Annotated in this window: 24 protein-coding genes; 13 read left to right on the forward strand and 11 right to left on the reverse strand. The window is 68.8% G+C overall.

Going from position 1 to position 21511, the window contains the following annotated elements; all coding sequences use genetic code 11:
• Positions 1–29: 29 nt before the first annotated feature.
• From ABZ928_RS48775 to pstB, 5 genes are all read left to right on the forward strand, one after another.
• Positions 30–452 (forward strand): NUDIX hydrolase, encoded by a 423-nt coding sequence (locus tag ABZ928_RS48775; protein WP_361535148.1) that lies wholly within the window; start codon positions 30–32, stop codon positions 450–452.
• Positions 453–685: 233 nt separating this feature from the next.
• Positions 686–1810: a phosphate ABC transporter substrate-binding protein PstS gene (gene pstS / locus ABZ928_RS48780; RefSeq protein ID WP_361535151.1), complete on the forward strand. Its 1125-nt coding sequence runs from the start codon at positions 686–688 to the stop codon at positions 1808–1810.
• 121 nt (positions 1811–1931) lie between these two features.
• Complete coding sequence (gene pstC / locus ABZ928_RS48785; protein WP_361535154.1) at positions 1932–2936, forward strand: phosphate ABC transporter permease subunit PstC; 1005 nt, start codon at positions 1932–1934, stop codon at positions 2934–2936.
• On the forward strand, positions 2933–3991 hold the full coding sequence (gene pstA / locus ABZ928_RS48790; RefSeq protein ID WP_361535157.1) for a phosphate ABC transporter permease PstA: 1059 nt from the start codon (positions 2933–2935) through the stop codon (positions 3989–3991). Before pstC ends, pstA begins: the two co-directional genes overlap by 4 nt.
• Positions 3992–4033: 42 nt before the next feature.
• The gene (pstB, locus tag ABZ928_RS48795) at positions 4034–4810 is read left to right on the forward strand and encodes a phosphate ABC transporter ATP-binding protein PstB (protein WP_361535160.1); all 777 of its coding nucleotides are present in this window, start codon (positions 4034–4036) and stop codon (positions 4808–4810) included.
• Between the two features lie 128 nt (positions 4811–4938).
• On the opposite strand, the gene ABZ928_RS48800 is transcribed toward pstB, so the two are convergent.
• The 3 genes from ABZ928_RS48800 to ABZ928_RS48810 all read right to left on the reverse strand — a co-directional run bounded on the left by ABZ928_RS48800 (position 4939) and on the right by ABZ928_RS48810 (position 7103).
• On the reverse strand, positions 4939–5355 hold the full coding sequence (locus tag ABZ928_RS48800) for a hypothetical protein (protein ID WP_361535163.1): 417 nt from the start codon (positions 5353–5355) through the stop codon (positions 4939–4941).
• A 121-nt stretch (positions 5356–5476) separates the two neighbouring features.
• A complete protein-coding gene (locus tag ABZ928_RS48805) occupies positions 5477–6475 on the reverse strand; it encodes an inorganic phosphate transporter (RefSeq protein ID WP_361535166.1) in 999 nt (332 codons plus the stop codon).
• A 7-nt stretch (positions 6476–6482) separates the two neighbouring features.
• Positions 6483–7103, reverse strand: coding sequence for a DUF47 family protein (locus ABZ928_RS48810; protein ID WP_020140237.1), 621 nt, complete (start codon positions 7101–7103; stop codon positions 6483–6485).
• 201 nt (positions 7104–7304) lie between these two features.
• On the opposite strand from ABZ928_RS48810, the gene ABZ928_RS48815 reads away from it, so the two are divergent.
• Positions 7305–7643 carry a metal-sensitive transcriptional regulator gene (locus ABZ928_RS48815; protein ID WP_361535169.1) on the forward strand — a complete coding sequence of 113 codons (339 nt, stop codon included), beginning with the start codon at positions 7305–7307 and terminating at the stop codon, positions 7641–7643.
• Positions 7644–7679: 36 nt separating this feature from the next.
• On the opposite strand, the gene ABZ928_RS48820 is transcribed toward ABZ928_RS48815, so the two are convergent.
• Both ABZ928_RS48820 and ABZ928_RS48825 read right to left on the reverse strand, forming a co-directional pair.
• On the reverse strand, positions 7680–7859 hold the full coding sequence (locus ABZ928_RS48820) for a hypothetical protein (RefSeq protein ID WP_361535172.1): 180 nt from the start codon (positions 7857–7859) through the stop codon (positions 7680–7682).
• A 129-nt stretch (positions 7860–7988) separates the two neighbouring features.
• On the reverse strand, positions 7989–8825 hold the full coding sequence (locus ABZ928_RS48825) for a hypothetical protein (RefSeq protein WP_361535175.1): 837 nt from the start codon (positions 8823–8825) through the stop codon (positions 7989–7991).
• Positions 8826–8919: 94 nt separating this feature from the next.
• Between ABZ928_RS48825 and ABZ928_RS48830 the strand changes: the two genes are divergently transcribed.
• Together ABZ928_RS48830 and ABZ928_RS48835 are read left to right on the forward strand one after the other, a co-directional pair.
• On the forward strand, positions 8920–9126 hold the full coding sequence (locus ABZ928_RS48830; protein WP_361535178.1) for a hypothetical protein: 207 nt from the start codon (positions 8920–8922) through the stop codon (positions 9124–9126).
• Positions 9127–9321: 195 nt separating this feature from the next.
• The gene (locus tag ABZ928_RS48835) at positions 9322–10893 is read left to right on the forward strand and encodes an FAD-binding oxidoreductase (protein ID WP_361535181.1); all 1572 of its coding nucleotides are present in this window, start codon (positions 9322–9324) and stop codon (positions 10891–10893) included.
• Positions 10894–10922: 29 nt separating this feature from the next.
• On the opposite strand, the gene ABZ928_RS48840 is transcribed toward ABZ928_RS48835, so the two are convergent.
• The 4 genes from ABZ928_RS48840 to ABZ928_RS48855 all read right to left on the reverse strand — a co-directional run bounded on the left by ABZ928_RS48840 (position 10923) and on the right by ABZ928_RS48855 (position 14809).
• Positions 10923–11627, reverse strand: a complete 705-nt coding sequence (locus tag ABZ928_RS48840) for a phosphatase PAP2 family protein (RefSeq protein WP_361535184.1) — start codon at positions 11625–11627, stop codon at positions 10923–10925.
• Between the two features lie 182 nt (positions 11628–11809).
• Positions 11810–12817: a bifunctional lytic transglycosylase/C40 family peptidase gene (locus ABZ928_RS48845; protein ID WP_361535187.1), complete on the reverse strand. Its 1008-nt coding sequence runs from the start codon at positions 12815–12817 to the stop codon at positions 11810–11812.
• 279 nt (positions 12818–13096) lie between these two features.
• Complete coding sequence (locus tag ABZ928_RS48850) at positions 13097–13801, reverse strand: trypsin-like peptidase domain-containing protein (RefSeq protein ID WP_361535190.1); 705 nt, start codon at positions 13799–13801, stop codon at positions 13097–13099.
• Between the two features lie 102 nt (positions 13802–13903).
• Positions 13904–14809 (reverse strand): oxidoreductase, encoded by a 906-nt coding sequence (locus ABZ928_RS48855; protein ID WP_361535192.1) that lies wholly within the window; start codon positions 14807–14809, stop codon positions 13904–13906.
• Between the two features lie 80 nt (positions 14810–14889).
• Here ABZ928_RS48855 and ABZ928_RS48860 point away from each other — a divergent pair, with 80 nt between their 5' ends.
• The 4 genes from ABZ928_RS48860 (at position 14890) to ABZ928_RS48875 (ending at position 19237) form a co-directional block, all read left to right on the forward strand.
• Positions 14890–15528 (forward strand): TetR/AcrR family transcriptional regulator, encoded by a 639-nt coding sequence (locus ABZ928_RS48860; RefSeq protein ID WP_361535194.1) that lies wholly within the window; start codon positions 14890–14892, stop codon positions 15526–15528.
• 351 nt (positions 15529–15879) lie between these two features.
• Positions 15880–17229, forward strand: a complete 1350-nt coding sequence (locus tag ABZ928_RS48865) for a S53 family peptidase (RefSeq protein WP_361535196.1) — start codon at positions 15880–15882, stop codon at positions 17227–17229.
• A 167-nt stretch (positions 17230–17396) separates the two neighbouring features.
• The gene (locus tag ABZ928_RS48870; protein WP_361535199.1) at positions 17397–17681 is read left to right on the forward strand and encodes a hypothetical protein; all 285 of its coding nucleotides are present in this window, start codon (positions 17397–17399) and stop codon (positions 17679–17681) included.
• Between the two features lie 254 nt (positions 17682–17935).
• On the forward strand, positions 17936–19237 hold the full coding sequence (locus tag ABZ928_RS48875; protein WP_361535202.1) for a S53 family peptidase: 1302 nt from the start codon (positions 17936–17938) through the stop codon (positions 19235–19237).
• A 71-nt stretch (positions 19238–19308) separates the two neighbouring features.
• Here ABZ928_RS48875 and ABZ928_RS48880 read toward each other — a convergent pair whose 3' ends face one another.
• Both ABZ928_RS48880 and ABZ928_RS48885 read right to left on the reverse strand, forming a co-directional pair.
• On the reverse strand, positions 19309–19851 hold the full coding sequence (locus ABZ928_RS48880; RefSeq protein ID WP_361535205.1) for a Uma2 family endonuclease: 543 nt from the start codon (positions 19849–19851) through the stop codon (positions 19309–19311).
• 198 nt (positions 19852–20049) lie between these two features.
• Positions 20050–20472 carry an ATP-binding protein gene (locus ABZ928_RS48885; RefSeq protein WP_361535208.1) on the reverse strand — a complete coding sequence of 141 codons (423 nt, stop codon included), beginning with the start codon at positions 20470–20472 and terminating at the stop codon, positions 20050–20052.
• 184 nt (positions 20473–20656) lie between these two features.
• Here ABZ928_RS48885 and ABZ928_RS48890 point away from each other — a divergent pair, with 184 nt between their 5' ends.
• Positions 20657–21502: a helix-turn-helix transcriptional regulator gene (locus ABZ928_RS48890; protein ID WP_361535211.1), complete on the forward strand. Its 846-nt coding sequence runs from the start codon at positions 20657–20659 to the stop codon at positions 21500–21502.
• The last annotated feature ends 9 nt before the right edge of the window (positions 21503–21511 follow it).

Genomic DNA, 21511 nt, shown 5'->3' on the forward strand with positions numbered 1-21511 from the left:
ACCCGCACCAGCGAAGGGGTGATCCCCCGGTGAGCTCTCCCGACAACACCACCGTCGAGGCGGCGGGCTGTGTCCTGTGGCGCCGCTCGCCCATCGACGGTGAGCTGGAGGTATGCCTCGTACACCGCCCGAAATACGACGATTGGTCCCACCCCAAGGGCAAGCTGAAGCGTGGCGAGAACGCCCTCGCCGGAGCCCTGCGCGAGGTGGCGGAGGAGACCGGCTACCAGGCCGTGACCGGCGCCGAACTCCCGACGCTGCACTATCTGGCGAACGGCCGCCCCAAGCGGGTCCGCTACTGGGCGGCCGAAGCCACCGAGGGCGCCTTCACCCCGAACACCGAGGTCGACCGCATCCTCTGGCTCCCCCCGACGGCCGCCAGAAACCGCCTGACCCAACCGAGGGACCGCACCCTCGTGGCCTCTCTGCTGGCCTCCTTGCACCTGACATAGTCCGGAATCGCTCCGTGTCCTTGACGTGAGCGTTCCGTGACCTCACCGCACTGTCGGCAGGGGTTCACCCCCCGTTCATTTCCGCCAGTCGGCGCCTTCACCTGATCTGCCTAATTTCGGCCTTACGCGGTGCGGACCGCCCCTCGGGACAACACCTCGAAGACGTGTCCGCATCACCCAGTCTTCGCACGCCGCCGAATTCAGGACGGCGGCTCTCGGAAGGAACTCCCTCAGTGAAGCTTCAGCGCAAGAACCGGCGAGTCCTCGCTCTCGGCGCGATCGCCGTCTCCGGCGCCCTGGCCCTCACGGCGTGCGGCTCCGACGACACCAGCAACGGCGGCGACGCCACCGGGTCCTCGACCGCGCAGGCCGGCAGCATCAAGTGCGACGACGCCAAGGGTCAGCTGCTCGCCGACGGCTCCTCCGCGCAGAAGAACGCGATCGACGCCTGGGTGAAGCAGTTCACCGCCCAGTGCGGCGTGCAGATCAACTACAAGGGCTCCGGCTCCGGCGCGGGCATCACCGCCTTCAACAACGGCCAGGTCGCCTTCGCCGGCTCGGACTCCGCCCTGAAGCCCGAAGAGGTCACCGCCTCCAAGAAGGTCTGCTCCGGCGGCACCGGCATCGACCTCCCGATGGTCGGCGGCCCGATCGTGGCCGGCTTCAACGTCTCCGGCGTCGACAAGCTCACGCTGAACGCCGAGACCCTCGCCAAGATCTTCAACAACGAGATCACCAACTGGAACGACGCGGCGATCGCCAAGCTGAACCCGGGCGTCAAGCTGCCCGACCTGAAGATCCAGGCGTTCCACCGCTCGGACGAGTCCGGCACCACGGACAACTTCACCAAGTACCTGATCTCCGAGGCCAAGGACTCCTTCCCCTACGAGGGCGGCAAGGCCTGGCAGGCCAAGGGCGGCCAGTCGGCGTCCGGCTCCTCCGGTGTGGCCCAGCAGGTCAAGGAGACCAACGGCGCCATCGGCTACTTCGAGCTGTCGTACGCCAAGGACGGCATCACCGCGGCCTCCCTCGACACCGGCGCCTCCGCCCCGGTCGAGGCCACCGTCGAGAACGCCACGAAGGCCATCGCCGAGGCCCAGGTCGTCGGCACCGGCAGCGACTACTCGCTGAAGCTGAACTACGGCACCAAGGCCGACGGCGCCTACCCGATGGTCCTGGTCACCTACGAGATCGTCTGCGACAAGGGCAACAAGGCCGACACCCTGCCCGCGACGAAGGCGTTCCTGCGCTACATCGCCTCCGAGGAGGGTCAGGGCGTGCTCGCGGACAACGACTACGCGCCGATCCCCGACGACATCATCGCGAAGGTTCGCACCACCATCGAGAGCCTGAGCTAATCCTTACGAGTGCGCTCCGGGCCGGGGCCCGTCAACCCAGGAACCCCCGGCCCGGACGCACCGTCCGGTGCACCGCCGCCAGGAGCCGCACACCGTACGGCTCCGCAGACCGGAGAACCCGATGGACACCACACAGATAACCGACGCACCTCCCCCCACCCCACAGCCTTCCGTGACCGAGCAGAAGCGCGCGGCCCGCGGCGCCACCCGACCCGGCGACCGCGTCTTCCTCGCCCTCTCCCGCGGCTCGGGCATCCTGCTACTGGTGATCATGGCCGCCATCGCCGGCTTCCTCACCTATCGCGCCTCGATCGCGATCAGCAAGGACGACGTCAACTTCTTCACCGCCTTCGAGTGGAACACCGGCCTCGTGCCGCCGCGGTTCGGCATCGCCGTCCTCGCCTTCGGCACGGTCGTCTCCTCGATCATCGCCATGGTCATCGCGGTCCCGATCGCGGTCGCCATCGCGCTGTTCCTCACGCACTACGCCCCGCGCAGGCTGAGCGGCCCGATCGCCTATGTGATCGACCTGCTCGCCGCCGTCCCGTCCATCGTGTACGGCCTGTGGGGCGCCCTGATCCTCGTCCCGCACATGAACGGCCTGTACGGCTGGCTGGACGACTACCTGGGCTGGACCGGCATCTTCTCCTGGCAGGGCGGCGCGCCCCGCTCGATGCTCACCGTCGGCATCCTGCTCGCGATCATGATCCTGCCGATCATCACCAACGTCAGCCGTGAGGTCTTCCGGCAGACGCCCCGGATGAACGAGGAGGCGGCCCTGGCCCTCGGCGCCACGCGCTGGGAGGTCGTCCGGATGGCCGTCCTGCCGTTCGGCCGCTCCGGTGTGATCTCCGCGTCGATGCTGGGCCTCGGCCGCGCGCTCGGCGAGACGATGGCCGTGGCCACCGTGCTCTCCCCGACCTTCGACATCCAGGCCAGCCTGCTCGACCCGGGCGGCGGCACCTTCGCCCAGAACATCGCCAGCAAGTTCAGCGAGGCCAGCGAGACCGGCCGGGACGCGCTGATCGCCTCCGGTCTCGTCCTGTTCGTCATCACCCTGCTGGTCAACGGCGCGGCCCGCGCGATCATCGCCCGCCGCAAGGAGTACTCGGGGGCCAACGCATGAGCACCGCACTCACCGAAAAGCGCCCCAGCACCCTGCGCGGCGCCCGGCTCCCCAAGTGGTCCCCGTACGCCATCGCGGCCGGCTCGCTCGCCCTCGGTATCGGCATCAGCCTGGCCGCGGGCCTGGAGAGCGACATCCAGTGGGGCCTGATCGCCGCGATCCTCTTCGTGGTCGGCACGTACGCCATCGCCGCCCGCGTCGAGGGCCGCCGCCAGGCCAAGGACCGGGTCGCGACCTCGTTCGTCTGGGTCGCCTTCCTGATCGCCCTGATCCCGCTGGTGTCCCTGGTCTGGTCGACCGTCTCGCGCGGTGTGAAGGTCCTCGACTTCTACTTCCTGTCCCACTCGATGGGCCTGACCGCGGACTCCGAGCCGGGCGGCGGTATCTACCACGCCATCCTCGGCAGCCTGGAGCAGGTCGGCCTCGCCACCCTGATCGCCGCGCCGATCGGCGTCCTCACCGCGATCTACCTGGTGGAGTACGGCCGCGGCAACCTCGCCCGGGCGGTCACCTTCTTCGTGGACGTCATGACGGGTATCCCGTCGATCGTCGCGGGTCTGTTCATCCTGTCGATCATGCTGATGTTCGACATGCAGCCCTTCGGCTTCGCCGGCTCGATGGCCCTCGCCATCCTGATGATGCCGGTCGTCGTCCGCTCCACGGAGGAGATGCTCAAGCTCGTCCCGAACGAGCTGCGCGAGGCCTCCCTGGCCCTCGGCGTCCCGAAGTGGCGGACGATCCTGAAGGTGGTCCTGCCGACCTCCCTCGGCGGCATCACCACCGGCGTCATGCTGGCGGTCGCCCGTATCGCGGGCGAGACCGCGCCGGTACTGCTGCTGGTGTGGGGCAACTCGCTCATCAACGCCAACCCCTTCGAGGGGGCCCAGCAGTCGCTGCCGCTGTACATCTACCAGCAGTACGCGAACAGCGCGGGCTCGGGAGCGGCGTACGACCGCGCCTGGGCGGCGTCGCTGACGCTGATCGCCTTCGTGATGATCCTCAACCTGGTGGCCCGCGGCATCGCCCGCTGGAAGGCCCCCAAGACCGGTCGCTGACGCGGCCCATCGGCGACTGAAGACTTTGGAAGTGAAGTAGTTATGGCCAAGCGAATCGACGTAAGCGGACTCACCGCCTACTACGGATCCCACAAGGCGATCGAAGACATCTCGATGACCGTCGAGCCCCGCTCGGTGACGGCCTTCATCGGCCCCTCCGGCTGCGGCAAGTCGACGTTCCTGCGCACCCTCAACCGCATGCACGAGGTCACCCCGGGCGGCCGGGTCGAGGGCAAGGTCCTCCTCGACGACGAGGACCTGTACGGCACCGGCATCGACCCGGTGTCCGTGCGCCGCGAGGTCGGCATGGTGTTCCAGCGCCCGAACCCCTTCCCCACCATGTCGATCTTCGACAACGTGGCGGCGGGCCTGCGGCTGAACGGCTCGTACAAGAAGGCCGAGCTCGCGGACGTCGTCGAGAAGTCCCTGAAGGGCGCGAACCTCTGGAACGAGGTCAAGGACCGCCTGAACAAGCCCGGCTCCGGCCTCTCCGGCGGCCAGCAGCAGCGCCTGTGCATCGCCCGCGCGATCGCGGTCGAGCCCAAGGTCCTCCTCATGGACGAGCCCTGCTCGGCCCTGGACCCCATCTCCACCCTCGCGATCGAGGACCTGATCGGCGAGCTGAAGGAGCGCTTCACGATCGTCATCGTGACGCACAACATGCAGCAGGCCGCCCGTGTCTCCGACCGCACGGCGTTCTTCAACCTCGCCGCCGTCGGCCAGCCCGGCAAGCTCATCGAGATCGACGAGACGGAGCGCATCTTCTCCAACCCGTCGGTCCAGGCGACGGAGGACTACATCTCGGGCCGCTTCGGCTAGACCGGACCCGGCCGACAGACCCCTCGCGGTGCTGCATGGCGGTGCCACCGCGAGGACGAAAAAGGGCCCGCCCCCTGGCTCATCAGGGGGCGGGCCCGTTTCATACGGCGGCTACGGCGCGGTCCGGTTTACGGGATGCCGTCGGCGTAACCCTTCTCCCAGTCGCTGCACGTGCCTTCCTTGACGTCACCGTCGTCCCGGAGGCAGGCCTTGATGTAGATCGTGGCCGACTCGGCGAGGTCCTGGTTGGAGTGCGCACAGGTACCGATGCCACCGCCGTTGTAGAGCGAGTGGACCGTACCGCCGCTGCCGACCTTCCAGTAGCCGATGACACCGGCGCCGTCGGACCAGTTGTCGCAGGCGTAGAAGTGGTCGCCGGCGGAGTCGAACCTCATGGTTCCGGCCTGGTACAGGTAGTTGCCGGACGACCGGGTGTCCGCGTAGTAGCTGGTGTCGGCGTCCGCCAGGGCCGGCGTGGCCGCGAGCACGATCGCCGCGGCACCGGCACCGGCGGTGGTCAACAGCCGTCTGCCGAGAATGGACATGAAACACCCCTCCCGTTTCGTGTTCGAACACACGTTCATAGAACGTGCGATCCATACGCTCTCACGGGAGGGGCGGGTGATGCAGGTGTTTTACGACAAGCGGAGTCGGCCTTGAAGATCCCTACAGGAACGCCAGATTCACGATCCCGAACGCGCCCGCAGCCACCAGCGCCGCCGCCGGCATGGTGATGAACCAGCCGAGGACGATGTTCTTGGCGACGCCCCAGCGCACGGCGTTCACGCGCTTCGTCGCACCGACGCCCATGATCGCGGAGGTGATGACATGGGTCGTCGAGATCGGCGCCTTGAAGAGGAACGCGGTGGTGAACATGATCGACGCACCGGTCGTCTCGGCGGCGAAGCCCTGCGGGGGATCGAGCTCGATGATCTTCCGCCCGAGCGTCCGCATGATCCGCCACCCGCCGGCGTACGTGCCCAGCGACAGCATCACGGCGCAGACGATCTTCACCCAGACCGGGATCGGATCGCCGTAGTCCTCGACATCGGCGATGACCAGGGCCATCACCACGATGCCCATGGTCTTCTGCGCGTCCTGGAGGCCGTGCCCGAGGGCCATGCCCGCGGCGGACACCGTCTGGGCGATCCGGAAACCGCGCTTGGCCTTGTGCGGGTTGGCCCGCCGGAAGATCCACATGATCGCCGTCATGACCAGGTAACCGGCCAGCAGGCCGACCACCGGGGAGATGAACATGGGGATGACGACCTTCTCCAGCACCCCGTGCCAGTAGACCGTCGTACCGCCCGCGAGCGCCGCGCCCACCATGCCGCCGAACAGGGCGTGCGAGGAGGAGGACGGCAGGCCGAAGTACCAGGTGACGAGGTTCCAGGTGATCGCGCCGACCAGCGCGGCGAAGAGGATCCCCATCCCCTTCGAGCCCTCGGGTGTCTGGATCAGACCCTCGGAGACCGTCTTCGCGACCCCGGAACCGAGGAAAGCACCGGCGAGGTTCATGACGGCGGCCATCGCGAGCGCCGCGCGAGGCGTGAGCGCCCGGGTCGAGACCGAGGTGGCGATCGCGTTCGCCGAGTCGTGGAAGCCGTTCGTGTACGTGAATCCGAGCGCGACGCCAATGGTCACGATCAGCGCAAAGGTGTCCATGAAGGGCTCAGGACTCCTTGACCGCGATGGTCTCCACCGTGTTGGCCACGTGCTCGAAGGCGTCGGCGGCCTCCTCCAGCACATCCACGATCTGCTTGAGCTTCAGCACCTCGATGGCGTCGTACTTGCCGTTGAAGAGCGTGGCCAGCAGCTTGCGGTGGATCTGGTCGGCCTGGTTCTCCAGCCGGTTGACCTCGATCCAGTACTCGGTGAGGTTGTCCATGGTCCGCAGATTCGGCATGGCCTCCGCCGTGAGCTCGGCGGCCCGTGCCAGCACCTCGATCTGCTGCTCGACGCCCTTGGGCAGTTCCTCGACGTTGTAGAGGACGACCAGGTCGACGGCCTCCTCCATGAAGTCCATGATGTCGTCGAGGGAGGACGCGAGGTTGTAGATGTCCTCGCGGTCGAACGGCGTGATGAACGAGGAGTTCAGCTGGTGGAAGATCGCGTGTGTGGCGTCGTCACCGGCGTGTTCAGCGGCCCGCATACGCTCTGCGATCTCGGCCCGGCCGGCGGTGTCCGCCCCGAGCAGTTCCATCAGGAGCTTCGAGCCCGTGACGATGTTGTCCGCGGAAGCGGCGAACATGTCGTAGAAGCTCGTCTCCCGGGGGGTCAGACGAAAGCGCACAAGGGGTCCTCAGGGTGCATTGGTTTCGGTCAGGCTGATGCTAAGTGCATCATCCGGCCACGGCTAATGGGCCGTCCCCCAGTGTCGCCCATCAGGCAGAGTGGTTGGCACGGGGGCCGTCCGCAGGCCCTATACCCGCCAAAGTTGGGTACGATATACCCAGTAGGGGTATATAACTGCCCAGGTGACATGGAGGACGCGATGACGACCACCGAGGCCGGCGCGGAAGCGCCCTCCGAGCAGCTCGCCGAGCACACCACGCACGGCTACCACAAGCAGAAGGACGAACACCTCAAGCGCCTGCGCCGGATCGAGGGCCAGATCCGCGGCCTCCAGCGCATGGTCGACGAGGACGTCTACTGCATCGACATACTCACGCAGGTGTCCGCCTCCACCAAGGCGCTCCAGTCCTTCGCACTGCAGCTCCTGGAGGAACACCTGCGGCACTGCGTCGCGGACGCGGCGGTCAAGGGCGGCGACGAGGTCGACGCGAAGGTGCAGGAGGCGACGCAGGCGATCGCCCGCATGCTGCGGACGTGACCCGCGCGGCGTGGCTGACGGAACAACGCCCCCGGCTCACTCGCCGGGGGCGTCCTCGCGTTCCTGGACCACTTTCAGCACCTCGTCGATGCTCTCAAGGCTGAGCCGGTCCTCATGCGCGGCCGACGCCGCGATGATCAGCTCTCCGCACAGCTCGATCTCGGCGAGGGCCACGTGGTCCTGAACTGCCGTACCGCCGACCGGAGCCACGTGCATCACCTCTTCTCTGCCGTCACCGCTTCCTAGAGTAGGGAGCGGTCTACACACCGCGCATGGCACGGACGGGCTAGTTCTTGACGCCCGTCACGACCGCTCACCCCCGGCCCCTCCCCCGGATCCCTCCGCTCACCCCTCGGCGATCTTCCCGGCATAGATGTCACCGTCGTCCGGAAGCCGTACGTCGACGGGGGCCCCGAAGTCATAGAGCAAGGTCGTCGAGGCCACCGCCACGGTCCCCTTCTGCTGCCCGTTGACGAAGCTGAACCGGTGCCGGACCTTGCGGATCCGTCCCTCGTCGTCGAGGTACACGTCGAAGGGCACCCGCGCCGTGGCGAACCCTTTCGCCGCCGCACCCAGCGCCGCCCTGTTCCCGGTAGAGGCGTCCGCGGCGGCGACGACGAGATCGGCGGTCCCGCGATAGTGCCGTACGGCCGTCCCCGCGACCTCGGTCCGCCCGACGTACGTGGCGGTACGCGCCCCCCGCAGCAGCTCGGCGGCGACGAACGGATCGGTGGCGCCCCCGGTGACGAGATTCCCGTCGGTCATCGAGGCGGTGTCGACCCGGACCCACTTGTCGGCGGGCACTCCGGCCCCCCGGTTCTTCATGAACAGGGCACCAGGGGCCAGCAGTTCGGTGATCGGCCGATGCTCGCTCTGCCCGGCGGGATCCTGCGGCAGCAGCACCTTGAGCTGCCCCAGCTGCCGCCGGTAGTCGTAGACCCCCTCCCCCCGAATGGTGACGCGGGTCCCCCCGGTCGCCATCTCCATCGAGGTCCGGGCCTTGGAACTCCCCGCCCGCACCAGCCGGTCGGCGGCGAGATGCAGATCCTGGACAGCGGGCCGCCCGTCCGCACCGCCGCCCCCGCCCCCCGCACACCCGGACCCCCCGGCGAGAACGACAGCCACAAGACCCGCCACCACGCCGGCCCCACCCGCCGTCCGCCTCTGCTGTCGCTCCGCCATCGCCTGCCTCCGTCACGGACCCCCTGACGCTCCGCTAACGACGACCGGCGCGACCCCGTCACGCGCATAAGAAGTCCGCTGCCGGAGGCAGCTGATGGATGCAGCACCGAGGCCGACTAACGTTGTCACCGTGCCAGCGCAGGACATACCTCCCCCACCCCAGGAACACCGCACCACCACGGTCGAACAAGGCCGTTTCTGCACCGCCCGCTGCATCTGCGGCTGGCGCGGCCCGGCCCGAAGAGCGAGAAGCCAGGCCCGCACGGACGCGGAGGGCCATCTGAATCCGGAGGGGGCGTAGCCGGTGCCGGTGATCCGGCGGGGACGTGGCCGTCGATCCGGCGGGGGCGTAGCCGCTAACCCGGAGGGGGCTAGGCCGCTGACCCGGAGGCGGCGTGGCCATTGATCCGGAGGAGGCGTATCCGTTTCCGGATGGGCACGATGGAACCCCTGACCCCATCACCTCGTCTCGTTCCACGAAACCTCAGGAGGCGACATGGAACGGCGTACGTTCATCGGCGGCGGCGTGGCCGCGCTCGCCGCGGCGACGACGGCCGCGTGCACCGGCGGCGACAAGGCCGACGCGGCGCAGACGGCCACCAGCGGCAAGTCCGCGCGTACGTCGAACAGAACCAGCGCCGCCGCCACGCCCGCCCCCGCCAACTGGACCGCGCTCGCCCGCGACCTCGACGGCACCCTGATCCGGCCGGGCGAGGCGAACTGGCCGGCCGCCCATCAGCTCTACAACACCCGCTTCGACAACCTGAAGCCCGCCGCGGTCGCGTACATCGCCCACGCCGACGACATCCGCACCACCCTCGCCTACGCCAAGGCCCACGGCCTCACCGTCGCGATCCGCAACGGCGGCCACTCGTACGCCGGCTGGTCCTCCGGGAACAACCGGCTCATCGTGGACGTGTCGAGGCTCAACACGATCCGGGCGAGCGGCGGTTCCGCGGTCGTCGGCGCCGGCTCCAAGCTCATCGACGTCTACCGCGCCCTCACCGCGAAGGGCGTCACCATCCCGGCCGGCTCCTGCCCGACCGTCGGCGTCTCGGGCCTGACCCTCGGCGGCGGCCACGGGGTCGTCTCCCGCGCCTACGGCCTGACCTGCGACAGCCTCACCCAGGCCACACTGATCACGGCGGACGGTAAGCAGGTCACCGCGAACGCGACCGAGAACAAGGACCTCTTCTGGGCCCTGCGCGGCGCGGGCAACGGCAACTTCGGCGTGGTCACCGAGCTCCGCTTCAAGACCCACCCCGCCCCGCAGGCCGTCACGGCGTACATGAGCTGGCCCTGGTCGAAGGCGGCCACCGTCTTCAAGGCCTGGCAGGAGTGGGGCCCCACCCAGCCCGACGAGATCTGGTCCTCCCTCCACCTGGAGAACCACGCCGGCGGCACCCCCACCGTCTCCGTCGCCGCCTTCTCCCTCGGCACCTACACCGAACTCCAGAACGCGGTGGACCGCCTCGCCGACGGCCCCGGCGGCCCCGGCCCCGCGAGCAGCGTCTCCCTGCGGCGCCGCTCGTACGAGGAGGCGATGGAGATCTACGCCGGCTGCTCGTCCTTCTCGACGGACGCCCAGTGCCACCTCCCCGGCTCCACCCCGGGCCGCTCCCCGCAGGGCGCGCTGCAACGCGAGACGTACACCGCGAAGTCCGACTTCTACGACCGTTCGATCTCCACGGCCGGCATCCAGACCCTGCTCACCCAGATCAAGTCGGTCCGCGGCGGCTCCGGCAGCATCGCCTTCACGGCCCTCGGCGGAGCGGTCAACCGCGTCTCCCCGACCGCGACGGCGTTCGTCCACCGCCGCTCCCGCATGCTGACCCAGTACATCGCCGCCTGGAAGGCGGGCACGAGCGGCACCACGGCCCAGTCCTGGCTGACCCAGGCCCACAACGCGATGAAGCCGTACGCCTCCGGCGCCGCCTACCAGAACTACACGGACCCGTCCCTGACGAACTGGCGGAAGGCGTACTACGGCGACGCGGCGGCACGGCTCACGACGGTGAAGAAGCAGTACGACCCGAACGGCTTCTTCACGTTCCCGCAGGCGCTCTAAGGTTCGAGACGCTTCGGGGCCCGGCCGCTTCAGGCCGCCAGGTCCCGTTCCTCGGCGCCCGCTTCCTTCCGGGCGCCGGGTACGACGGCGCCCTGACCGTCGTACGACGTCCCGCGTGCCCGGATCAGCCACCCGGCCCGCGGTGACCGCTCGATCGCCTTCATGAGCGGCGTGAGCAGGGCCATGGCCAGCGGGGACAGCAGCAGCGCGACGGCGGTGCCGAGGGCGAAGCCGCCCACGACGTCGGTCGGGTAGTGCACGCCCATGTAGACGCGGCAGAAGCCTTCGAACAGCGCCAGCAGGATGCCGAAGACGCCGAACTTCCGGTTGGCGACGAACAGTCCGACCGCCATCGCCATGGTGATCGTCGCGTGGTCGCTCACGAAGGAGTAGTCGGTCTTGCCGGAGACCAGGACATCGAGCCCCTCGTGCTGGAGGAACGGCCGGGGCCGCTCCACGAAACCCCGTATCGGCACGTTGATCAGCACCGCGACCGAGGCGGCGAGCGGCGCCCACACCAGCGCGGCCACGGAGGCGGGCGCGTCCTCGCCGCCCCGCTTGCGCACGGACAGCCAGCACCACAGCACGAGCAGAACGGTGGCGAGGAGGATGCCGTACTCACCGACGTACTCCATGACCCGGTCGAACCACGCGGGCGCGTCCTTGGCGAGGCCGTTGATGTCGTAGAGCAGGTCGACGTCGGGGTTCGACCCGGATGCGGCGAGTCCAGCCATGGTGCTGTGGCCCCTTCGTCGGCGTACTTGGCCCCCGTGGATGTAGATCCGATGTGCGTTCGGCTACGACAACAGGAACGCACGGTCCCCGTTAATACGTTCCACACTCCACTGAATGATCACTCAGACGTTATCGAAGAGAGACACATCACTGCAGCTCAGGGGGTAGGTTCACAGGCTGTTCAAACGGTCGTGGGGAGCGCTTTCGCGCCATCTTCGGTGACCCGGGTGGCCCCGAAGTAATCGGGGGTGTCGATCGGGTCGAACCGGATCACAGCACCCGTTCTCGGGGCGTCGATCATGTATCCGCCGCCGACATAAATCCCCACATGCCGGATGGCGCGGGAATTGGTGAGGTCGTCCGAGAAGAAGACGAGATCGCCGGGGAGCAGTTCGTCCCTGGCCGGATGCGGCCCCGCGTTCCACTGGTCGTTGGCGACGCGCGGCAAGGTCACCCCGACACTCTCGTACGCGGCCTTCGTCAGCCCCGAGCAGTCGAACCGCCCACCGTCCTGAGCAGTGCCGTCACCGCCCCAGAGATACGGCGTGCCGAGCTTGTTCTGCGCGTAGGAGATGGCCGCGGCGGCCTGCTTGCTCGGATCCACCCGCCCGACGGGAGCGGCGAAGCTGTCCTCCAGGGTGGTGATCGTCTTCACATAGTTCTGGGTCTCCTTGTACGGCGGCACGCCCCCGTACTTGATCACCGCGTACGCCCCCGCGTTGTAGGACGCGAGCATGTTGCTGGTCGCATCCCCGGGCACGTCCTTCACATACGAGGCGAGCGTGCAGTCGTACTTCGCGGCCGACGGAATCGCGTCATTCGGATCCCATACGTCACGGTCCCCGTCGCCGTCGCCGTCGATCCCGTGCGTGGCCCAGGTCCCCGGGATGAACTGCGCTATCCCCTGCGCGGCCGCCGGACTCTTGGCGTTCGGATTGAACCCGCTCTCCTGGTACAGCTGCGCGGCGAGCAGCGCGGGATTGAGCGCGGGGCACAGATTCCCCCACTTCTGCACGAGCGCCTGATAGGCGGCGGGCACCGCCCCCTTGGCCAACGCCTTGGTGGCCCCGCCGACCCCATTGGCAAGGTTCCCGGCCACCACATACACCCCGACGACGAGCAGCATCACGAAGCTGAGCCCCGCCCCGAGGACGGCACCCCCCACGATCCATGCCTTACGCACCGTCAACCGCCCCTCACTGCCCCGGACTCCGCCCGCGTCAGTCTAGGAGCTTCCCACCTGGAATCCGTGGCAACCGATGGACTCGTGGTCGATGGGGGCGGCGCCGGCGCCACGGGCGCCCCGTGCGCGGCCGGTACCGAGCCCGCCGCCCTCGCGGCCCGGAGATCCCGCGGTACGGCGACGTCGATGTCCTCGTGGACGGTCCGGTACGACACCGCGTGCGTCGGCCCGCAGCCGAGGGGAGGGCGACTGGGGCGGTGCACCCGGGCGTGCCCGCCACAGGGATCAGTTGGCCGCTTCCCGGTACAACTCCGCCGCCTTCGCCCCGAGTACGACGCTGTACGAGACGTCGGCGGTGGCCCCGCCCTGCTCATGCCCGCCCAGGACACCCACGACGTCCCCGTCCCCGTTCACCCAGGGGCTGCCGCTGGTCCCGCCGCTGAAGTCGGGGCACGCGACGCGTTGTTGGGTACGGCTGTGCGCGACCGGCTTGTCGGTGCAGCGGAGGGGCGTCTCCCGGGCGGCCGGGTACCCCGTGACGGTCACGGCGGTGGCACCGGTGGCGGTGCCGGGGCTGAATCGGTTCCCGCCGACGAGGTCCTGGAGGTGCGCGCCGCGTTGCCCGGCCACGGTGGCGAACGCCACGTCGCTGTCCTCGTCCCACCCGTCGGGGAGGTAACTCCGGGTGACCCGCCATCCGCCGTACGGGGCACGGCCGTTCCGGTACCCCGGCACGAAGGTCAGCTCGCCGCTGCCCCCGTCCAGACAGTGCGCCGCGGTCACGATGAGGTCGCGGTGCGGACTGTCCACGACGGACGCGGTGCAGAAGTGCTCCCCGCCGGCGAACAACGCCCCGACCCTCGCGGTCTCCGGGGTCGCGGGGGCGGTGACGGTGACGCCGAAGGGGCCTGGTCCGTCGTCGGCGGCCGCCTCGGAGGCGGAGGTGACGGCGAGGAGCACGAGGGCGACATACAGGGGCATGTGCTTCATCAGGGACCACTGTGACCGACAAAGGTGAGAGGAGCATCAGGACACCGTCAGCTCACGTGGTCGTCTTCGCACACCTCACGGGCCGCGCCGGGTAGTACCCCGTCAGGACCGCACCCCCGTCCCCAGCGGAAACCTCGTCCCCGTCAGTTCCTCCGACACCGTCCACAGCCGCCGCGCCGCCTCCGGGTCGCTCGCCGCCGCGCTCCGGCCCACCAGGGTCGGGGCGCCGCGCATCTCCTGGAAGCGGTCCGGGCCGACGTAGCTCGCGCCGGGGAGGTCCTGGGTCGCCGCGTACAAGGTCGGGAGGGCGCCTGCCTTGTCGTCCTGGGCCATGAAGCGGTTGCCGAGCTTCATGAAGAGGCGGGAGACCGGGCTCGCCGCGTGGCTCTGGAGGTTGGTGGCGGCGTACCCGGGGTGTGCGGCCGTGGCGCGGACGCGGGAGCCCGACTCCGTGAGGCGGCGCTGGAGTTCGAGGGTGAAGAGGAGGTTGGCGAGCTTGGACTGGGCGTAGGCGGCGGTGGGGCTGTAGTTGGCCGTGCCGTTCAGGTCGTCGAAGTCGATCCGGCCCGTGCCGCCTCGGTGCAGGCCGGAGGAGACGGTGACCACCCGGTCGGTGATGTGCGGCAGGAGGAGGTTCGTCAGGGCGAAGTGGCCGAGGTGGTTGGTGCCGAACTGCATCTCGAAGCCGTCGCGGGTGCGCTGCTCCGGGAGCATCATCACGCCCGCGTTGTTGAGCAGCAGGTGCAGGTCGCCTTCCCAGGCCGCCGCGAACTCCCGTATCGAGGAGAGGTCGGCCAGGTCGAGCCGGCGTACCTCCGTGCTGCCGTTCACCGTCGCCGCCGCTGCCCGGCCGCGCTCGACGTCCCGGACGGCGAACACCACGTGCGCGCCCGCCCCGGCCAGCCCTTCCGCCGTCCGCAGGCCGAGGCCGCTGTTGGCTCCCGTGATCACGGCGGTACGGCCGCTCAGGTCGGGGAGATCGGTCACGTTCCACTTGTCAGTAGCCATGACCTCAATGTAGACGCCGCCAACAATGCTGTCAATGACAACAATGGTGACGCCGCCTACATGCGGATACGATGGCCCCCATGCAGTCCGAGAAGTCCCAGAGCCGCGCGAGCTCTCACGAGAACACCCGCGAAGCCCGCCCCTACCACCACGGAGATCTCCGCGCCGCCCTGCTCGCGAGCGCCGAGCACACCCTGCTGGAGAAGGGCGTCGCCGCTCTGTCCCTGCGAGAGCTGGCCCGTGACATCGGCGTCAGTCACGCCGCCCCGGGTCGTCACTTCAAGGACAAGCAGGCCCTGCTCAACGCCCTCGCGCTCGACGGCTACGACCGCCTGGTCCAGGTCCTCGCCGACGCCGACGACCCCTCCCTCCCCCTCGAACCCCGGCTCGTCGCCCTCGCCCGGGGCTATCTCGGTTTCGCCACCGAGAACGCCGAGCTGCTTGAGCTGATGTTCGCCCGCAAGCACGACCCCGAGGCCTCCGAGGAGATGGCCACGGCCGTCGACCGCACGGTCGGGGCGCTGGAGCGGCTCATCGCGGACGCCCAGAAGCGCGGGGAGATCATCGAGGGCGACCCCGGCCGGCTCACCCACCTCGTGGGCGCCACCCTGCACGGCGTCGCCACCTTCGCCGCGAGCGAGCGGGTCGACCCGGAGTTCGCCCTCGACGGCATCCCCCAGCTGGTCCACCTGCTCCTGCACGGCCTCAAGCCCAGGTAGACCCCGAACGCACGCACCCCCAAACACGCGCGAGCCTCGAGCCCGGCCGCCCCTCCAGGCCCTACCACCCCTCCGAGCCCAGCCACCCCTCCACACCCAGCCACCCCTCCAGCAGTTGTGCGCAACGCGTGTAGATGGTCAAGCCGTTGCCATCCCCGGCCCATCGCGCCGCCATTGATCAGTAAGCCCCCAACACCCTTCGGTATTGCGGAAGTCAGGATTCCGCCGCCCGTCTTGTTGTCACGTACTCAACAAGGGGATGGTCTACGCGGGTCGCCGCCCCCACCGGGAACCTCACCGGTGGTCCCCCCACCGCAGGCCTCTGCAACCCCACTTACAGGAGGCTGTACGTTGCGTACGCCCAACACCCCCCACATATCCGGCAGATGGCGCAAGGCGGGCTCCGCCGCCGCGGCCGCCACCGCCCTCCTCCTCGCCGGCTTCGGCACCGCCGCCCAGGCACAGGCCGACACCTACACGCCGTACAAGGCGAGCGCGAAGAGCATCGCAGCGCAGGTCGCCAAGGCCCATGTGCAGTACGAGAGTTCGTGCGCCGCGACCCCGAAGAAGGGCTACGCCGCCTGCAACGCCCTCCGTGTCACCGGCGGCACCACCGCCTACATGGAGAAGCAGGCCGCGCTGAAGGGCGTCACGCCCAAGACCGTCAAGCCGGACGCCTCCTCCGCCACCCCCACCGGCTACGGCCCGTCCGACCTCCAGGACGCCTACGGCCTCACCGACGCCTCCGCCTCCGACGGCTCCGGCGAGACCATCGCGATCGTCGACGCGTACGACGACCCCAACGCCGAGGCAGACCTGGCGACTTACCGCTCGTACTACGGCCTGTCCGCCTGCACCACCGCCAACGGCTGCTTCAAGAAGGTCAGCCAGACCGGCTCCACGACCTCCCTCCCCACCGCCGACAGCGGCTGGGCGGGCGAGATCTCCCTCGACCTCGACATGGTCTCCGCCATCGCCCCGAACGCCAACATCCTGCTGGTGGAGGCGAAGTCGTCGAGCATGGCCAACCTGGGCACGGCCGTGAACGAGGCGGTCAAGCTGGGCGCGAAGTTCGTGTCCAACAGCTACGGCGGCAGCGAGTCGTCGAGCGACACGTCGTACGACTCCTCCTACTTCAACCACCCGGGCGTCGCCATCACGGTGAGCGCCGGTGACGAGGGGTACGGCGCCGAGTACCCGGCCGCCTCCAAGTACGTGACGTCCGTGGGCGGCACCAAGCTCTCCACGTCGTCGAACAGCCGCGGCTGGACGGAATCGGTCTGGAACACCAGCAGCACCGAGGGAACGGGCTCCGGCTGCTCCTCGTACGACGCGAAGCCGTCCTGGCAGACCGACAGCAGCTGCACCAAGCGCATGATCTCGGACGTCTCCGCGGTCGCCGACCCGGCCACGGGCGTCTCCGTCTACGACTCCTACGGCTCCGACGGCACCGGCTGGAACACCTACGGCGGCACCAGCGCCTCGGCCCCGATCATCGCGTCCGTCTACGCCCTCGCCGGCACCCCGGGCAGCAGCGACTACCCGGCCGAGTACCCCTACGAGAACTCGTCGGCCCTCAACGACGTGACGTCCGGCAGCAACGGCTCCTGCACCACGGCCTACTACTGCACCGCCCGCACGGGCTACGACGGCCCGACCGGCCTCGGCACCCCGTCCGGCACGTCCGCCTTCACCGGCTGATCCACAGGCAGTTGAGAGACCTCCCCGTCGGGTCACGGGGAAGCCGCCCGCGGGCAGGGGACGTGGGGTCCCCTGGGCGGCGAGGATGAGAACGGGCCGCGGCATCCAGCCGCGGCCCGTTCTGCCATCATCACACCCGAACACACGCCACTACCGGGGGAAAACACATGAAGCGCACGCTCGTCACCCTGCTCACCGTCGCCGCACTGGCCGCACCGCTGACCGCCTGCGGCAGCGACTCGAAGAACGTCAGCGGCACCGTCGTCGGCAAGGACACCGACTACGAGTGCAAGACGAAGAAGAAGGGCACGAAGAAGTCCCGCAGCTGCCACACCGAGTACGAGCTGACGGTCCGCACGAAGAGCGGCGACGAGGAAGAGGTCGACGTCAGCAGCGGCGTCTACGGCCGGTGCGCGCAGGGCGCGAGCTACCCGAAGTGCGGCAAGAGCTGAACAGCCGGGAACTGCCGGGCAGTTCACCTGTGAATCCGGTCAAGCGACCGCCGTACGCACCCCATTGAGCAGCCATCGGAGAGTAAGGACCGGGCCTGGTTCGGTAAGGCGGAAGTCAGAATTCCAGGACGTCCCTTGTTGTCGCGTACTCAACAAGGGACTGTCGTGACGGGCCGCCGCCCGTAGCCGCGGACACCACACCGCCGGCACGCACCCGCACCGCTCCTGTTCCACCACTCTCAGGAGGCTGCACGATGCGCACGACCAAGAGACCTTCCGTACGCGGCAGATGGCACCGCCTCGGCACCGCGGTCACCGCCGCGGCGGCCCTCGCGCTCGCCGGACTCGGCACCGCGGCCCACGCCGACGCGGCGACCGCCTCGTCCAAGGTCACCTGGACCGCCACCCCCTGCTCCACCCCCCAGAAGGCGGGCGAACTCGCCTGCAACTCCTTCCGCGTCACCGGCGGCATCACCGCCTTCCAGAAGGCCCGGGCCAAGGCCGACGGCATCACCCCGAAGGCCGCCGACGCCACCACCCCCTCCGGCTACGGCCCCTCCGACCTCCAGGACGCCTACGGCCTCACGGACGCGGCCTCCTCGAACGGCGACGGCGAGACGATCGCGATCGTCGACGCGTACAACGACCCGAACGCGGAAGCGGACTTGGCGAAGTACCGCTCCTACTACGGCCTTTCGGCCTGCACCACCGCCAACGGCTGCTTCAAGAAGGTCAGTCAGACCGGCTCCACCACCTCCCTCCCCTCCAGTGACACCGGCTGGGCCGAGGAGATCTCCCTCGACCTCGACATGGCCTCCGCCATCTGCCCGAACTGCAACATCCTCCTCGTAGAGGCCAAGTCGGCGACCATGGCCAACCTCGGCACGGCCGTCAACGAGGCGGTGACCCTGGGCGCGAAGTACGTGTCCAACAGCTACGGCGGCAGCGAGTCGTCGAGCGACACGAGCTACGACTCCTCCTACTTCAACCACCCGGGCGTCGCCATCACGGTGAGCGCGGGCGACAGCGGCTACGGCGCGGAGTACCCGGCGGCGTCGAAGTACGTGACGTCCGTGGGCGGCACGGCCCTGTCGGAGGCCTCCTCCACGACCCGCGGCTGGTCGGAGACGGTCTGGAAGACCAGCAGCACGGAAGGAACCGGCTCCGGCTGCTCCTCGTACGACGCGAAGCCGAGCTGGCAGACGGACACGGGCTGCACCAAGCGCATGATCTCGGACGTCTCGGCGGTCGCCGACCCGGCGACCGGTGTCTCCGTCTACGACTCCTACGGCATCACGGCGGGCTGGTACACCTTCGGCGGCACCAGCGCCTCGTCCCCGATCATCGCGGGCGTGTACGCCCTGGCCGGCACTCCGTCGAGCAGCTCGTACCCCGCGCAGTTCCCCTACAACGCGGCCGGTACGTCCGCCCTGAACGACGTGACGTCGGGCAACAACGGCACCTGCTCGACGAGTTACTACTGCACGGCGAAGTCGGGCTACGACGGCCCGACGGGTTGGGGCACCCCGGAGGGAGTGGACGCCTTCACGGGCTGACCGAGCACATCCGTCCCCAGCGATACGAACGGGTCGTGGCCGAGCGCCACGGCCCGTTTCCGGGTATCGCGTCAGGCCCGCTTGGGCCCCGTGATGTCCTCACCGATGACAAACCCCTTGGCGGGCCCTTCGGGGACGAGGGCATCGGTCCCGTACGGCACCCGGTGCTCGTCCTCGTACCGAGCACGCTCGGGCAGGGGCGCGGTCAGGATGCTCACGGTGCCGCTGTTGTCGTAGTCGTCGATGATCACGTACACGGGGATTCCGGCACGGGCGTATTCGCGGCGCTTGCGGACTCGGTCACGGTCTTGGTTGCGCTTGCCGGGTGAGACGACCTCGACGATGAGAGAGACAGCGGAAGCGGTCACCCCCAGCTCTTCCTCGTGTCCGTGCGCATCCAGGTCTTCGGGGGCGATGAGGAGGTCAGGAGTCCACCCCTTGCGCTGGTGGATGACGTTGGCGGCCTGAAACGCCGCGTATTCCCCCTCCCCCAGGAACCGCACCAGTGCGTTGCGAAGGCAGTTGACAATGTGAGCGTGGGACAGGCGACCGGTGGGCGACACCTCGATGGCTCCCTCGAAGATCTCAGCGCGGTAGCCCTCGGGGAGTTCCACGGCTTTCCATGCATTCCACAGAACCTCGTCCAGGCCAGGTTCATTCAGGGATGCGGGCTGAGCCGTCAAGGTGGCATCTCCTCCTCAAGTGTGGGCCGGGTGTGCACGAGGCACAAGCAACACGATCACGGTAGGTACGGCGACGGGGCTGACCAGGGACAATCCCCAGGGCTCACCCGTTCGAGCGAAGGAGACGCCTCACCGGCACTCGGCCCACAACAGCTTCCCGCCCTTCGAGGCGCCGAGCTCCCGCAGCACGGAGACCCCGACGGAGTCCGCGAACGCCCGTACGAGGTGCAGGCCGCGGCCGTTCTCGAGGTCGGGTGGGGGTACGAGGTCGTCGGCGCCGGTGAAGCCAGGTGGGACGCGGGGGTCGTTGTCCCATACGGCGACCCGCAGGCGCCCGGGTTCCATCTCGCGCAGCCGGAGGGCGTAGGGGCCTCGGGTGTGGAGGTGGGCGTTGGTGAGCAGTTCGGAGGCGAGGAGTTCGGCGACGGGGGCGACGTCGGACAGGCCGTGTGCGGCGAGGACGCTGCGGAGGGTGGCGCGGGCGATCCCCGGTGCGTGTGGATCGTGCGGGAGGTGGAGGGTGTAGGCCCAGGGCGGGGTTACGGTGGCCATTTGGAAGTCTCCGATCAGTGAGGGGAGTTGGGTGGCGCCCAGTGACGATGCCGTCCCGTCGGACGGTGTGCTTCTGGGTGTGGGGCCCAGTAAGTAAGGTAGCGGTGCCCATGTAATGCATTACCCGCTTCCCGGGAAATCCGTTCCACGCCACTCATGTGGGTGACAGGAGGAGAACCAGCCCGTGAGGACCAACCCGACGGGTCGCCAACTCCGTCTGGGCGCTGAGCTGCGCAAACTCAGGGAGCGTGCAGGCCTGACCGCCACCGAGGCCGGTCAACTGCTTGGTTCCAAACAGACGTTGATCAGCAACATCGAGGCAGGACGGTCCGGAGTGAGCGCCGAGCGCGTACACACGCTCGCCTGCCACTACGACTGCCCAGACCAGGCCCTCGTCCAGGCGCTCAGCGACATGACCACCGGCCGGTCACGGGGTTGGTGGGAGGAGTACCGCGAGACCCTTCCCAGCGGGCTGATCGACCTCGCCGAGATGGAGCACTACGCCACACGGCTGCGCGCCGGCATCACCGCGCACATCCCCGGCCTGCTCCAGATCCACGACCACGCTCGCGAGGTCTTCCGTCAGGTCGTACCGGAACTCTCGCCCCCGGACATCGAGCACCGCCTCTCCTTTCGGGTGAAGCGGCAGGTCGTGCTGTTCAGCGACGCCCCGACGCCGTATCAGGCGGTCATCCACGAAGCCGCCCTGCGCATGCAGTTCGGCGGCCCCGCCGTCACCAAGCGGCAGCTCCAGCACATCCTCGACATGAGCGACCGCCCGCACGTCACCGTCCAGGTCATCCCGTTCGTGGCGGGTGCCTATCCCGGATCAGGACAGTCGATCCTGTATGCCCACGGTGCCGTACCGCAGCTCGACACCGTGCACCTCGACCAGTCCCACGGCTCCGCACTCATCGACGCCGAGTCACAGCTCGACAAATACCGCGTCCTTCTGGAACGCATGGAAGCCCTCGCCCTCTCCCCCGACGCGTCCAGGAACCTCATCCATGCCATCGCCCAGGACCTGTGAAAGGAACCG

It is taken from the genome of Streptomyces sp. NPDC046909, assembly GCF_040644695.1.
Lineage (GTDB): Bacteria > Actinomycetota > Actinomycetes > Streptomycetales > Streptomycetaceae > Streptomyces.